Below are 13425 nucleotides of genomic sequence, written 5' to 3' on the forward strand. Positions count from 1 at the left end.
AGCGTGCAGAAAACCGTGGCGCTGCCACACCGCAAGGGGGGGCTTCCCCCCCCTTGACCCCCATAAAAAAACTCCCCCCACCCCCCTCACATTTGAGGGGGGCTCCCTCGCCGGTCGGCGGGTCGAAACAAAGAGTTTCGACAATGCCAAGAGGGTGTAAATCATGCGCTCGTGTCAACTCCTTAAATTCTCCCTCGCTCGTTCCTCGCTCAGTCCGATTTACCGTTGACACTTCCTCATAATTACTCTTTACCTAAAAAAAGAAGGACTTTCAGGTATTCACTAAGTTGGCGGTTGTTTCTAGAATTTCTGAATTCCCGGTCAGGATTTGAGGTTTAATTTACGGAAAAAAGGTTAAATCCCCCATAAAATGTGTTGAAAAGTACACACATATTGTGTGATAATGTGTATGAAAACAATACACTCTGGCATACCCTATAGAAAGGAAGTGGGAAAGTGAGTGTAGACATGATGAATCCTAAAAAAAGGGTAACGCGCAGCACATTGAATTTTTTAAAGGATAATGTACTTGGAGTAACTGATTTAACGAGAACAAATAAACTTTCTGAAATACTGAACCAATTTGCTGGTGTTGAATCTGATGAAGTATATATCATCCAAAATCATAAAAATAAGGATGCAACAGGCGTGCTGATCGATTTAGAACACATGGATCGCTTGTTGGCCATAGAAGAATTTTATGAAAAAATCGTGGATGATTATATGTACCAAATCGCTTTAGAGCGTAAAGATGAAGTGGCAGATATCCCATTAGAATCTGTGATCGCTGAGGAAAATCTTGATGCAGATGAGATTCTAAACCTGGTGGATACTTTAGAATTGGATGAGGATTAAGCCGGATTGATGAGGAAACAGAATGTATTCGATATCATTAACCAAAAATTGATTCAGTTCAATATCAGAGTATACTTTGCGCATCATGCAGTAAGTGACTTTAAAGGTTTTTCTGCTGGTAAAAAGAATCAGATTATCGCCTTGATCATTAAGCAAGCTCAAAAAGGGCCGTTACTTCGTCCTGATGGAAATGGTATTAGGCTTAAAGGAAAGTTAAAGGATTTCGGAAAAATTAAAAACAAGGCCATGAATATTCGAATAATTTACCGGCCAGTTGAATCAGAAGACGGCATAGTTGAAATGCAAATTATCGCCATTGGTCCGCGCGACCGGGAAGAAGTATATGAAAAGGCAAAAGACCGCCTAACGGCTTTTTTTGCCGAACTGGAAAACAGAAAAGAGAGCAATTAAGTTGCTCTCTTTTCTGTATTGCCAAAACGGAAGTGGACCAGATGACAAGTCGGGTAAATAAACACAAAGATCATCTCTATTGTATGCATGGTCTAATAAAAATTGTTATCTGATAGGTTTTCTACCCATATCTTATATTTAAGAATGCCATCTTCTCGAAATTCTTCTGTATGAACGAGGTATGTTACATCCGGTAATCCACATAAAGCATAGGTAAGAACACTAGCAACTTTCAAATCAGGAGTAATAAATCCCCTTCCTTCTCCCATGTCACTAACGCTGGAGAACCCCACTTCTTCAGCCTCCCGAAATGTATCATAAATTCGATCATCTATCGTCCATTCCATATAAATGTCTCCTTAATTAATTTTGCAATTTATTTGAGAACTAAGTTTTCCTAAAATTCCATTTCCAACCCAAATTAATGTCATTAAGTCTCCTTTTTTTAATTGTACGCCCGAAGGTCCACCTTTTATGTTATATTTACTTATACTTCCATGGAATAGATAAGTGGACGCCTGCTCATGTGGTTTGTAAAGCCCACTTGTTGTTTTACTATTAATCACAGCAGTAAAATTTTGTGTAACTATTGGACCTACAATATTTATCCCCGAGTTAGTATATCTATATCCCCAAGCTAATGATCTTTTAATACCGCCTAAGTTGGTTACTTGCATTGAAATATTTACATTCTTACTGGAAGTATTTTGGCAGGCTTTCATACTTCCACCTCCATCCGAAGGGACATTACTATTGGGGATAATTAAATTATTATTTGTCAGACTATCTGACTGAACTATAGCAGACTCATTGTTTGATCCATCCTCACTTGCATAAACGAATTTACTAGTACCAGATGTAATTAAGGTTATTGCAGCTAATAATATAAATGCTTTAAACAATTTCATTATGTCTTCCCCCTTTTCTCGGTTTTTATATTCAAATTTTACCATCAATTTGAAGTTTTTCAATATTTTTTCTCAAATATACTTCTTTCTGCTCGAATGTAAACTTTGTAATAAAAGTTTACATTCATTTTCCTTTTATACTTGAATTATTCGCTGTTTGTCCGGTATACTGGGTGAGATCGAAAAAAGTTTACATTCAAAACAGCATTTTTAAAGGAGTATCGGAAATGACGAAAAAAGAACACATCATTGACGTGCAGCCGATCCGGTCTCGGGAAAAAATCGAAGACATGAAATGGGCCTTGAAACGGTTTTGCGGCCGGCGCGACTATATTTTATTTTTGATCGGGATTAACACGGGTTTGCGGATCGGGGATCTGCTGCAGCTGAAAACAAAGGATGTACGCCGGAAAAAAAGAATGGTGATTTTGGAAGGAAAAACGAAAAAACCCCGGACCATTCACCTCGAAAACATCTACGAGGAAGTCCAGGATTACATCAAAACGCTGGATTCTGAGTGGCTGTTTCCTTCCCGGAAGGGAAACAAGCCGATTTCGACGGTCCAAGCCTACAGGCAGCTCAACAAAGCCGCAGACATGGCCGGGATCACGGAAGGGATCGGCACCCATACCATGCGAAAAACGTTCGGGTACTGGTTTTACAAACAGACAAAAGACGTGGCCAAGCTCCAGACCCTCTTAAACCATAGCCATCCGGACATCACGCTGCGCTACATCGGCATTACTGACGAAGAAATTGAAACTGATCTGCAGCACTTTGTACTTTAAGCCGAATTTGGCCATTTGCAGGAGAAATGGTATGATTAGGTTAACGTTAGTTAACTAGGTTAACCGATTGATATATAAGGATTTTAAGGTTAACGAAAGGAGTTAATAAATTGGCCGATAAAACGTTTGGTTTCAAAGTTTCCGATGAACTGTATGAAAAAGTAAAAATGATGATCGAACACTCCGGTTCTTCTTCAAAAGAATGGTTTGAGCGCGCCGTCGCGTTAGCCGAAGTGCAGGATTTAAAAGAGGGATCCCCCGACTACAAGCAGGACTTATCAGAGCTCGAGGTTCACACGACAAGGATTTATGAGCTGGTCGCCAATATGATCCAGCGCGCGCATTACATAAAAGAGGATGCGGTCCGGGAACTGGCCGAGAAACTGAACAGCCGGGAAATGACAATCTCAAGCCTGCAGGCCGATGTAAAAGGGTTGCAGGACCGTTTAACCCAGCTTGATACCGAGGCGAAGCAAGCCATTTCGGAAAAGGATGAACTGGACGAACAACTAGAGGAACAGCGTGCCGTCAACGCGAATAACCAGGCGTTGATTCGGGAGTACAAGGATAAAATTGATACCCTGTCTTCTTTGGTGAACCAATATAAAGATTACGCAACGGAGAATGAAAGGTTAAAAGAGGACCTCGCCAATTTAAAAGCGCACTTTGCGGCCGAGAAGGATTCCCTCGTTGGGGCATTTGAAGAGAAGGAAAGGCAATTGGCATCATCCATTGAGGAGCTCAAAGCGACGGTCCGCGACCAGGAAGATCAAATTGAAAAGTTGACCCGGGAAAATGAAGAACAGAAGGTTAACCATGTTAACGAGTTAAACAGGTTAACCGAGGCGAAGGATTTAGCAAAGGAAAGGGCGACACTGGAAATTGAACGCAAATACCAGGAGAAGCTCCAGGAAATCCATGAGCAATACAACGAAAAAATTGCCCGTCTTTATGAAAAGTTTGAGTTAAAAGCAAGGAACAATGCTCCTCAACCGCAAAGGCAAAATAACAAAAAGTAGAAAGATGGGATGATTGGAGGTTATGCCAAGAAACGTTAAAAAAAGATCCCAGACCGGACCGGGGATCGAAAGAATATTACACAAAGGATTTACAGCTTTATCATAGCATACGGCATCACCGGGGCCCTCGTTTCAGAGGGCCCTTTACTTGGTCAGACCCACCCCTCAAATGAAAAAGGACTCCCCGTTATAACGGGGAGTCCTTTTTCATTAATCAAGAGGCTTCGATTTGGTGGACTTTCCAATGTAGAATTTAGGATGATGACAGCCCGTTCAATACCAAAATGGCAGCACCCTCCTTTTTCTGCACTCTGGCCGGAAATCTCAAACCATCTGGCTCAAGAAAACCCTTAAAACGGATCCGGCTGTCAGACTTGAGCGAGAATATCCCCGGAGCGGAAAAAGCGTAAGGGCGCACTTATGCACCCTATCAGGTGAACGTGCTATAAGCTAACGCTTATCGTGGCGCGGCCATAAAATTTGACTGGTGTTGGTTGATCACAAACGCTCCCCTAATCTTAATTGGACAAAGGCACTCCAATGCACATAAAATTAAGAAAAAAGAACGGAGTGGGGGACGATGAAAAGAACAGAAAGGCCATATTCTCCGAAAGAAGTAATATTGGATCTGGATATTGGTGATAGTACACTTCGCAAGTGGTGTATCGCTTTAGAAGAAGCCGGCTATTCGTTTAGCCGAACAAATGCAAATAAACGACTGTTTTTTGAGCGTGATCTCATTGTTCTAAAAACGTTCAGAAACCTTGTTCAAGTACAAAATATGTCCATGCAGAACGCATCAATCATTGTAGCCTCAAAGTATAAAGACTTCCCGTCCCTGAAGGAGAACGACGAGAACAATGCTACTGAAATCAGTTCTATGATGTCTCGACTACAAGAATTAACCGACAAAATGAAGTCCTTGGAAGAACAGAACAAAGAGCTATTGACAATGAATATCCGGGTACTAGAACAGTTGGAAAGCCAGCAACGTTACATAGAAGAACGAATGGAAGAGCGTGATTCGTTACTTATGCAGTCGATCCGGGAAACACAGGAAACAAAAAAGTTGCTGCTGGAAGCCGAAGAAAAACAGAAAAGGAAAGGGATATTTCGTTTTTTGAAAGGCTGAAATATCCTGGTGGTTGGTGGTAATAGCCCATCATCCTAAGTCTCGATTGCCGATGAAGAGAAGAAATAGGTAGGTTAACCAAGGTTAACGTGGTTAACCTGTTGAAAAATAAAAATTTAAAGTTAACGTTGCATATGGTTTCCAGGTTGACGGGGTTTTCCAGGTGTAAAAGGGATGTCCGACGGGGCGCGTGTCCATTTCCACGTTTTGACTTGATTTTAATATATAAATAATGGGATTCCCGATGAAAGTCCATTTAATCAAAAGAGCAAAAGTCTGGGTCCCGTCAGGTAATGGACTATAGGGCCCCATCCCTTGACCGTATGCGTGATACCTAAAAAACAAATTGAAAAATAGCAAAAAATGGGATAAAATGATGGAAAACAACGGAAAAACGAAAAGATCCTGGTTGTTAGCCGCAACCAGGATCCGAAGGCCACCACTTCTTCTTCTTCTAACCACCAAATGGCCCCTAAAAATTCCACGCCAGGAAGGTGTGGGTAGTTAACGTATTTTTCCATAGTATACCCTAAAATCAGCCCGGTATGCAACCGAAAAATATGAAGAAGTGGTGCCTTCCGTAATTTTCCAATCGAAAAATATGGGAGGTTTTTTTAATGTCATTCATTTTCAATCGTACAGACATTTTCAGCACAGGCGGATGGATCCCGGTGAATAAGGCGCTCGCGAAAGAGGTAGGATTGGACGCGGCGGTTATATACGGAGAAATGACCAGGAAAGAGGAATATTTTAAAAACCATGGTATGACCGTAAACGGCGGATGGTTTTATGTAACGGAGCAGGACCTGGAAGAAAGCACAACGTTGAAACGATCAAAACAAGACAAAGCGATTGCCGCATTGATAAAAGCCGGGATGATCGAAAAGAAAACAATGGGTCTTCCGGCAAAAAGGTATTTCCGCATTTTGGAAACCGGGCTGAACTTCACACCGCCAACCAAACCGGACCAGGACGGAACAACCAAGAATGTTGAAAATCAACAAACTGACAGTGGCGCAGAATTGTCAGGACAAAGCGACCAAAAAACCGAAAAAGCCCGTCATTATCAGTTTGTTGAAAATCAACAAACTGGGTTGTTGAAAATCAGCAAACAAGAAGGTCGAAAATCGACAAGAAATAATAATAAAGCAAATAACAATACATCAAATAATAATAATGCTTTACCCCTTAATAATTCCTCCTCCTCTTATAGAGATATAAACCAGAGAAGGGCAGAGGAGGAAACAACAGAAAGGGAACCGATCAACCACTTAACCAAACAATATTTAAAAGACGTTTTGCAATACAACGATTTTACAATTAATGCCATTGAAAAAGAGATGCAGAAAAATGGTGTACTCACATTTTCCGGGCAGCAAATGCAGCAACAGGATGCCCGTATGCAAATCTGGCAGAGGAAAAATGGCAGTATTGTAGATTGGGCAAAATTCTTCGTAAATGGCATTCTAATGGCCGGAAACAGCCATACAGCGAATTATAGCAGCACACAAGAAAAACGCCGTGTGCGGCAAACAACGGCCGCCAGAAGATTAGGGTTCGATCCAGCAGAATTGTTCCGAAAAATTATGGAAGATGAACTTTGACAGCATTACGCTCCAATTGCTGAAAAACCACAAAAATTAGCCAAAGCGATTCAAGAGGTCTCCTGGGCACAATTCAGAGCCATGCTGGAGTACAAGGAAAAATGATACGGCAAAAAGGTTGTAGCTGTATCCAAAATCTTTGCCAGTTCCCAGTTGTGTTCATGCTGCGGCTACCAAAATAAAGACGTTAAAAACTGGTAATACGGGAATGGGAATGTCCAAATGGCCATACCCCCGCCATACAAACCGGGATTTGAACGCAAGTATTAATCTTAAAAACGAAGCCATAAGGTTTCTAACCGAAGGGACTTCGGAATAGTTCAAGTTATGGATGGCAAAATAACGCTCCAGATTCGCTTGTGTGGGCTTTGATTTTAAAATTAATAGTTTTATATCCCCACATATTGGAATGGCTCTAAAACGGCTTGCAGAGCCCCTTGTACAATCAAGATTTGGACAAGGTCCTGTCCGGAAAGGGACCCGGAGAAAATCAGTGTATAGGAGATTAGGGAATTTTGGCATTCGATGAAGGTCAACCAGGAAAAGGTGGAAAAGTGCTCCATACAGCTGAATTCCGAAGAGAAGAGCTCGAACAGCTGTGAGAGGAACGGAACAACCAACAATTTCGCATGCTTTCTCCGGCAATCCGGAAAAAAATCCAGGGAGAACGGGGCCGAGTTTCCAAAAATACTGGTACTACTACGGGACTGTCTTGTATGGATGGAACTTTGGAAAAAACTAAGCATAATGAGGAGTGGTCTTATGGTTATAATTGACAAAAAGCAATTAGATGATGCTATTTCTTATGCGATGCATTCCCTTTATCTCGAGGGATTTAATGTGACTGCTGATGTTGAAAAAACGTGCGGGCTGTATTAACAGGTCAGTTAAGTATGAAAGAGCTTCTTGAAAAAATAAAGGATGCTTAATTTATGATCAGTCAATGTATTGTTTATCCGGGTACTAATTTTAATCGGTTATGCACAATACTCCCTAGTTAAAAAAATTTAAGCATCCCCCTATTAAATTTTTTTAACTAGGGGTCATTTGGAATTTGGCTTGCTAGGGATTCATAAATTTCATTTCGAACAAATTCTTCAGCCCGTAATTTTAAATGATTGAGATGACGGGTTGTTATGGGAGCCGGATCTTTTTCCATGAGTTGATCAAAAATCAGCAAAAATTTATCTGCGTAATTTTCCCATTTTACCAATGGATGAGCGTAATTTTGATCGTTACTTGTACCCTCCTGAAAGAGATTTTAAATGAAAAGGTGGTAAAGAAGAGCGACTTGAGGTTTTAATCAGATATAATAAAGGTGAATAGAAATGATGCCGACAAAAGAAGATGTAGCTGCGCATATAAACAAAGTCTATAAACGTTACAAAGAAGCTCAACGTGTATTAAAATATCTCGAAAAGGAAAATGCCCCTAACCCAAGAATTACAGAAATGAAACGCATCGTAAATTTTTTGGAACAAGAGCATAATACCCAAAAATTAGCTTTTACACTAACTGAACTTGCTCTAAAAAATTCTTATGCTATACTAATTCTATAATCACGAAGGAAAAATAAAGCAGGATGAATCACTCCAAAGATGGGGTCCACCTTAAAGCGCGTATTAAGGATAATTTAAGAAGAAGGAGATTTTTGTGATGAAAAAAATTGAAAAATTAACTGAAAAAGAAATGGCCAATATCATTGGTGGTAAATACTACGGTAATGGGGTTACTTGTGGCAAACATTCCTGCTCTGTTGACTGGGGTAAGGCTACCACCTGCATAATCAATAATGGAGCTATGGCATGGGCTACTGGTGGACATCAAGGTACTCATAAATGCTAGCATTATGCTGAGCTGGCATCAATAAAGGGGTGATTTTATGAATAAGACTAAGTCGGAACATATTAAACAACAAGCTTTGGACTTATTTACTAGGCTACAGTTTTTACTACAGAAGCACGATACTATCGAACCTTACCAGTACGTTTTAGATATTCTGGAGACTGGTATCAGTAAAACTAAACATAACCAGCAAACGCCTGAACGACAAGCTCGTGTAGTCTACAACAAGATTGCCAGTCAAGCGTTAGTAGATAAGTTACATTTTACTGCCGAAGAAAACAAAGTTTTAGCAGCCATCAATGAATTGGCTCATTCTCAAAAAGGGTGGGGCGAGTTTAACATGCTAGATACTACCAATACGTGGCCTAGCCAATAGTACTGATAAAGGGGATATTGTAGTTGTCTAAAAAATTTTGGTCAAATATCTTTTTAGCATTAGGCGTCTTTCTTGCTTTTGCAGGAGTTGCTACCATATCGGTGAGTGCTGACAGTTCCGCTACTATAGAATCAAATACTAGCTCGAAAATCATCGATGGTGCAACTTATGAAGAAAACATCAAGGGCGTTATTCCTATTACGCTAACTCAATATTTGCATAAAGCTCAAACTGGAGAAAAATTTATTGTCTTTGTCGGATTCAAGGAGTGTGTGCATTGTCGTAAATTTTCTCCAGTCATGAAACAGTACTTACAACAAAGTCAGCATCCCATTTATTACTTAGACTATGGGAACAACGGGTCTTTCAGCATGGCTTCTCAAAAACAAATAACTGATTTTTATTCAACTTTTGCAACCCCCATGAGTTTTATGGGAACACCAACTGTTGCCTTGCTCGATAATGGTAAGGTGATATCAATGACCGCTGGTGATGATACCACTTTATCTGATTTACAACAGATTACTGCTGATTACAATAATCAGTAGTCACCTGGTTAATATGGTTTTGTAACCAATGTAAAAGGCGATGGATCTTTGAAATCGTCTTTTTTTATGCACAAATTTTAAAGATCGGTGGTTTGCTTATGTGGACTCAAAAATGGCACAAATATTATACAGCACAAGTTGATGAAAATGACTGTGGTTTAGCTGCACTAAATATGATCCTAAAATACTATGGTTCTGATTACATGTTGGCCCATCTTCGACAGCTTGCCAAAACAACTGCTGACGGTACAACTGTTTTGGGGCTTGTTAAAGCAGCAAAACACTTAAATTTAAATGCCGAAGCTGTGCGTGCTGATATGGATGCTTTGACAGCCTCACAATTGCCATTACCAGTCATTGTTCATGTATTCAAGAAAAATAAGCTACCACACTACTATGTTGTCTATCAGGTAACTGAAAACGATTTAATTATTGGTGATCCTGATCCAACCGTTAAAACCACTAAAATATCGAAATCACAATTTGCTAAAGAATGGACCCAGATTGCAATTATCATAGCCCCAACAGTTAAATATAAACCCATAAAAGAATCACGGCACACATTAATTGATCTAGTGCCTTTATTGATTAAACAAAAAAGATTAATTGGACTAATTATTACCGCAGCAGCTATAACAACATTAATCAGTATTGCTGGTGCATATTTCTTTCAGTTAATTATCGATACTTATTTGCCGCACTTGATGACTAATAGGCTTTCACTAGTTGCCATTGGTCTGATTGTAGCTTATGCTTTCCAAGCAATTATCAACTATATACAAAGTTTTTTTACGATTGTATTAGGACAACGTCTCATGATCGACATCGTTTTAAAATACATTCACCATCTTTTTGATTTACCAATGAATTTTTTTACTACCCGTCATGTCGGTGAAATGACCTCACGCTTTTCTGATGCAAGCAAAATTATTGATGCACTTGGAAGTACAACGCTCACCCTTTTTTTAGACATGTGGATTTTATTAGCAGTAGGGTTATTTTTGGCCTATCAAAACATCAATTTATTTTTATGCTCGTTAGTTGTGGTTCCAATTTACATCTCGATTGTTTGGCTATTTAAAAAAACTTTTAATCGTTTAAATCAAGATACAATGGAAAGCAATGCAGTTCTTAATTCTGCTATTATTGAAAGTCTCAGTGGCATAGAAACCATTAAATCACTAACTGGTGAAGCAACTACAAAAAAAAAGATTGACACACTATTTTCTGACTTATTGCATAAAAACTTGGCTTATCAAAAAGCTGATCAAGGACAACAAGCTATCAAAGCAGCTACTAAATTAATCCTAACTATTGTTATCCTTTGGTGGGGTACTTTTTTTGTTATGCGACACCAACTGTCTTTAGGTCAGCTGTTAACTTATAATGCTTTGCTCGCTTACTTCTTGACCCCATTAGAAAATATTATTAATTTACAGCCTAAACTACAAGCTGCCAGAGTGGCTAATAATCGATTAAATGAGGTTTATCTAGTAGAGTCTGAATTTTCTAAATCTAGGGAAATAACTGCTCTAGAGCAACTAAATGGTGATATTGAGTTTAATCATGTTAGTTTTAACTATGGCTATTGTTCTAATATACTTGAGGATGTTTCTCTAACAATTCCACATCATCAGAAGATTACTATTGTAGGCATGAGTGGTTCGGGGAAAACGACCCTAGCCAAGTTGCTAGTTGGTTTTTTTGAGCCTCAAGAACAGCACGGTGAAATTCAGATTAATCATCACAATATATCTGATATTAGTCGCACAATTTTACGCCAATATATTAATTATGTTCCTCAAGAACCTTTCATTTTTTCGGGCTCTGTATTAGAAAATTTATTGTTAGGTAGCCGTCCTGGAGTAACTCAACAAATGATTGATCAAGCTTGTTCCTTTGCTGAAATCAAAACTGATATAGAAAATTTGCCTCAAGGTTATCATACTAGATTAAGTGAAAGTGGATTCAACTTATCTGGTGGGCAAAAACAGCGGTTATCAATAGCTAGAGCATTATTGTCTCCGGCACAATGTTTCATTTTTGACGAATCAACCAGTAATTTAGACACCATTACTGAACATAAAATAGTCTCTAAGCTATTATTAATGAAAGACAAAACGATAATTTTTGTAGCACATCGTCTCAATATTGCGTCTCAAACCGATAAAGTTGTCGTTCTTGATCATGGAAAGATTGTTGAACAGGGATCACATCGACAATTGTTAAATCATAATGGGTATTATGCACGGTTAATTCATAATCAAGAATAGCCTGACAAGAACCAGTCTGCTATTGATAGACTATTTTTGTCCGTGAAATCCTCGCGTATTTCCGTGAGGAGCATAGTATATTTAGCGATCTTCAAATTTTAAAAGAATTGACCAAAACTCTATCTTTCCATTCCCCAATCGTCAGCCCGGGACTTCTGTTTTTTCGGTGGTTCCGGCTTTCTGTCTGCCACTTCTATTTCCAAACGCTTCTGCTGTTTCTTCTGTTCCTTCTGTTGTTCTTTCTCCTGGTGGATTAGGTTATTCACCAATGGCACGATCCCCATCCGTTTTGCCAAATCACTCACCAAATCATAAGCCTGTTTCCGCATATCCCGAATAAATTCAGCACACCGCATAATGGCTTTTTCCATGCCTTTTATCTGTTCTGCCTGTTCCCCAATGATTCTATTCTTTTGCTCAATCAGCTTGTCCTTCTCTCGGATCTCCTGCTGTGCCTTTTGAAGTTCAAATGCAGGAACAAAGAATTCATTTTGGACTGGAATTGCCTTATTTGCCTTTGCCAATTCAGCCACAAGGCACTGTTTTTCCTTTTCGGAATGGTAATACAAATCAGCCAAAACGTTGAAGTTTTTGACCACATTCTCATGATCTTTTTCTAGCTTTCTTTGGCTAGCCAACATTTTGTTGTACTCTTCGGAAGACATCTTAACGGTTCTGCCCCTTAACAATTCCGTCCTTACTTCCGGTTGGTAGATCGGTTCACTCTTAGCTGCATGGTAACGTTTCGGCTCTTTTTCTTGTTTCACTTCAGAAACCAACACGTCCACACGCCGCACATGTTCTTTCACCAGTGCTTTTTTGCGCTCTATCTCGCCTTCTAAGGCTTTGTTTCTCTCGACAAGGGTTTTGACCCGATCATTCACATTGTTGTGAAATTCGGCAAGCTGAGAAGCCTTAGAAGCCAATTCTTTTGTTTCCTCTTTCACTTTTTTGGCTTCTTCCTTCGCTTCCTTGTATTCAGGAACCGACAAGTGCTTGCGCTCGGATTCTTCTTTTCCCCTCTGAATCTCAAAACCCTTCTCCTGTAAGTGTTTTGGCAGTTCGTCCTGAACCGCCCTTAATTCCTGCCGGTTAAAAACATTTTTGGCTGAAAGTTTACCCTCACGCATCGGAACGACCCCTAAATGCATATGGGGCGTCCGTTCATCCAAATGGACCTGCGCATAGGCAATATTTTGCTGTCCATAACGTTCCTTGAACCAATTTGTCGCTTCCTGGAAGAAGCGATCTCGTTCCTTTGGTGCCATGTCCCTAAAGAATTCCTTGTCGCTTGTAATGATCCACTCGTTGACCAGGACAGCATCAGACCGGATTGCCCGGTTTCCTTTTTTTTGAGAATCAATGATTTCCTTCACGATATCCGCATATTTCCCCTGTCGATCCATCAAATCATAGTTCGAATTCGACAGTTCCCCGTCAATATCTTCGTTACTGTGATTCTTGTAAATCCGTTTATTGTGCCTTTCAATTCCTGCCAAATTATTGGCTTTCATCTTCTGCATTCGAGCCACCAACATACTCATTTTGACCACCACGCTTCGCCCAAGATTCGGCAATACTTCCATGCAAAGTATAACCCACTATACTTTGCGGTGCAAAGTGTGGGCTCTGCGAGGCTCTTTCGGCTGTCGCCGAAGCACGCTAA

14 protein-coding genes and 1 pseudogene are annotated in these 13425 nt (G+C 39.9%); 12 read left to right on the forward strand and 3 right to left on the reverse strand.

Annotated elements, in window-relative coordinates; translation table 11 throughout:
• Positions 1-456 precede the first annotated feature (456 nt).
• Both NSU00_RS15930 and NSU00_RS15935 read left to right on the forward strand, forming a co-directional pair.
• Positions 457-855: a hypothetical protein gene (locus NSU00_RS15930; protein ID WP_061574936.1), complete on the forward strand. Its 399-nt coding sequence runs from the start codon at positions 457-459 to the stop codon at positions 853-855.
• 6 nt (positions 856-861) lie between these two features.
• A complete protein-coding gene (locus tag NSU00_RS15935) occupies positions 862-1266 on the forward strand; it encodes a type II toxin-antitoxin system RelE family toxin (protein WP_061574935.1) in 405 nt (134 codons plus the stop codon).
• Between the two features lie 92 nt (positions 1267-1358).
• Here the strand turns inward: NSU00_RS15935 and NSU00_RS15940 are convergent, their stop codons facing one another.
• On the reverse strand, positions 1359-1613 hold the full coding sequence (locus tag NSU00_RS15940) for a hypothetical protein (RefSeq protein ID WP_061574934.1): 255 nt from the start codon (positions 1611-1613) through the stop codon (positions 1359-1361).
• Between the two features lie 12 nt (positions 1614-1625).
• Positions 1626-2174, reverse strand: a complete 549-nt coding sequence (locus tag NSU00_RS15945; protein ID WP_061574933.1) for a hypothetical protein — start codon at positions 2172-2174, stop codon at positions 1626-1628.
• A gap of 227 nt (positions 2175-2401) precedes the next feature.
• Here NSU00_RS15945 and NSU00_RS15950 point away from each other — a divergent pair, with 227 nt between their 5' ends.
• The 10 genes and pseudogenes from NSU00_RS15950 (at position 2402) to NSU00_RS15995 (ending at position 11759) form a co-directional block, all read left to right on the forward strand.
• Complete coding sequence (locus NSU00_RS15950; protein ID WP_340703195.1) at positions 2402-2962, forward strand: site-specific integrase; 561 nt, start codon at positions 2402-2404, stop codon at positions 2960-2962.
• 110 nt (positions 2963-3072) lie between these two features.
• Positions 3073-3981 (forward strand): hypothetical protein, encoded by a 909-nt coding sequence (locus tag NSU00_RS15955; protein WP_340703196.1) that lies wholly within the window; start codon positions 3073-3075, stop codon positions 3979-3981.
• 580 nt (positions 3982-4561) lie between these two features.
• A complete protein-coding gene (locus tag NSU00_RS15960) occupies positions 4562-5113 on the forward strand; it encodes a DUF3967 domain-containing protein (protein ID WP_061574631.1) in 552 nt (183 codons plus the stop codon).
• Positions 5114-5730: 617 nt separating this feature from the next.
• Entirely contained in the window at positions 5731-6717 is a 987-nt protein-coding gene (locus NSU00_RS15965; protein ID WP_061574633.1) for a hypothetical protein, read from the forward strand.
• A gap of 24 nt (positions 6718-6741) precedes the next feature.
• Positions 6742-7036, forward strand: a pseudogene (locus tag NSU00_RS15970) (zinc ribbon domain-containing protein); the annotation flags it as partial.
• A 1009-nt stretch (positions 7037-8045) separates the two neighbouring features.
• Positions 8046-8276, forward strand: coding sequence for a hypothetical protein (locus tag NSU00_RS15975; protein WP_340703937.1), 231 nt, complete (start codon positions 8046-8048; stop codon positions 8274-8276).
• A gap of 97 nt (positions 8277-8373) precedes the next feature.
• Positions 8374-8562, forward strand: coding sequence for a leucocin A/sakacin P family class II bacteriocin (locus tag NSU00_RS15980; protein ID WP_032489852.1), 189 nt, complete (start codon positions 8374-8376; stop codon positions 8560-8562).
• 37 nt (positions 8563-8599) lie between these two features.
• Positions 8600-8938, forward strand: coding sequence for a bacteriocin immunity protein (locus NSU00_RS15985; RefSeq protein ID WP_002834573.1), 339 nt, complete (start codon positions 8600-8602; stop codon positions 8936-8938).
• Positions 8939-8961: 23 nt separating this feature from the next.
• On the forward strand, positions 8962-9486 hold the full coding sequence (locus tag NSU00_RS15990) for a PedC/BrcD family bacteriocin maturation disulfide isomerase (protein WP_032489853.1): 525 nt from the start codon (positions 8962-8964) through the stop codon (positions 9484-9486).
• Between the two features lie 98 nt (positions 9487-9584).
• Complete coding sequence (locus NSU00_RS15995) at positions 9585-11759, forward strand: peptide cleavage/export ABC transporter (protein WP_032489854.1); 2175 nt, start codon at positions 9585-9587, stop codon at positions 11757-11759.
• A 119-nt stretch (positions 11760-11878) separates the two neighbouring features.
• On the opposite strand, the gene mobV is transcribed toward NSU00_RS15995, so the two are convergent.
• Entirely contained in the window at positions 11879-13345 is a 1467-nt protein-coding gene (gene mobV, locus NSU00_RS16000; protein ID WP_340703199.1) for a MobV family relaxase, read from the reverse strand.
• Positions 13346-13425: the final 80 nt, after the last annotated feature.

The sequence above is a fragment of the Weizmannia sp. FSL W8-0401 genome (assembly GCF_038009125.1).
Lineage (GTDB): Bacteria > Bacillota > Bacilli > Bacillales > Bacillaceae_C > Weizmannia > Weizmannia coagulans.

Bases quoted from the DNA above. Each gene is read 5' to 3' on its own strand.
- NSU00_RS15940 (WP_061574934.1), bottom strand. From the start codon at position 1,613: ATGGAATGGACGATAGATGATCGAATTTATGATACATTTCGGGAGGCT.
- NSU00_RS15945 (WP_061574933.1), bottom strand. From the start codon at position 2,174: ATGAAATTGTTTAAAGCATTTATATTATTAGCTGCAATAACCTTAATT.
- NSU00_RS15950 (WP_340703195.1), top strand. From the start codon at position 2,402: ATGACGAAAAAAGAACACATCATTGACGTGCAGCCGATCCGGTCTCGG.
- NSU00_RS15960 (WP_061574631.1), top strand. From the start codon at position 4,562: ATGAAAAGAACAGAAAGGCCATATTCTCCGAAAGAAGTAATATTGGAT.
- NSU00_RS15965 (WP_061574633.1), top strand. From the start codon at position 5,731: ATGTCATTCATTTTCAATCGTACAGACATTTTCAGCACAGGCGGATGG.
- NSU00_RS15975 (WP_340703937.1), top strand. From the start codon at position 8,046: ATGATGCCGACAAAAGAAGATGTAGCTGCGCATATAAACAAAGTCTAT.
- NSU00_RS15980 (WP_032489852.1), top strand. From the start codon at position 8,374: ATGAAAAAAATTGAAAAATTAACTGAAAAAGAAATGGCCAATATCATT.
- NSU00_RS15985 (WP_002834573.1), top strand. From the start codon at position 8,600: ATGAATAAGACTAAGTCGGAACATATTAAACAACAAGCTTTGGACTTA.
- NSU00_RS15995 (WP_032489854.1), top strand. From the start codon at position 9,585: ATGTGGACTCAAAAATGGCACAAATATTATACAGCACAAGTTGATGAA.
- mobV (WP_340703199.1), bottom strand. From the start codon at position 13,345: ATGGAAGTATTGCCGAATCTTGGGCGAAGCGTGGTGGTCAAAATGAGT.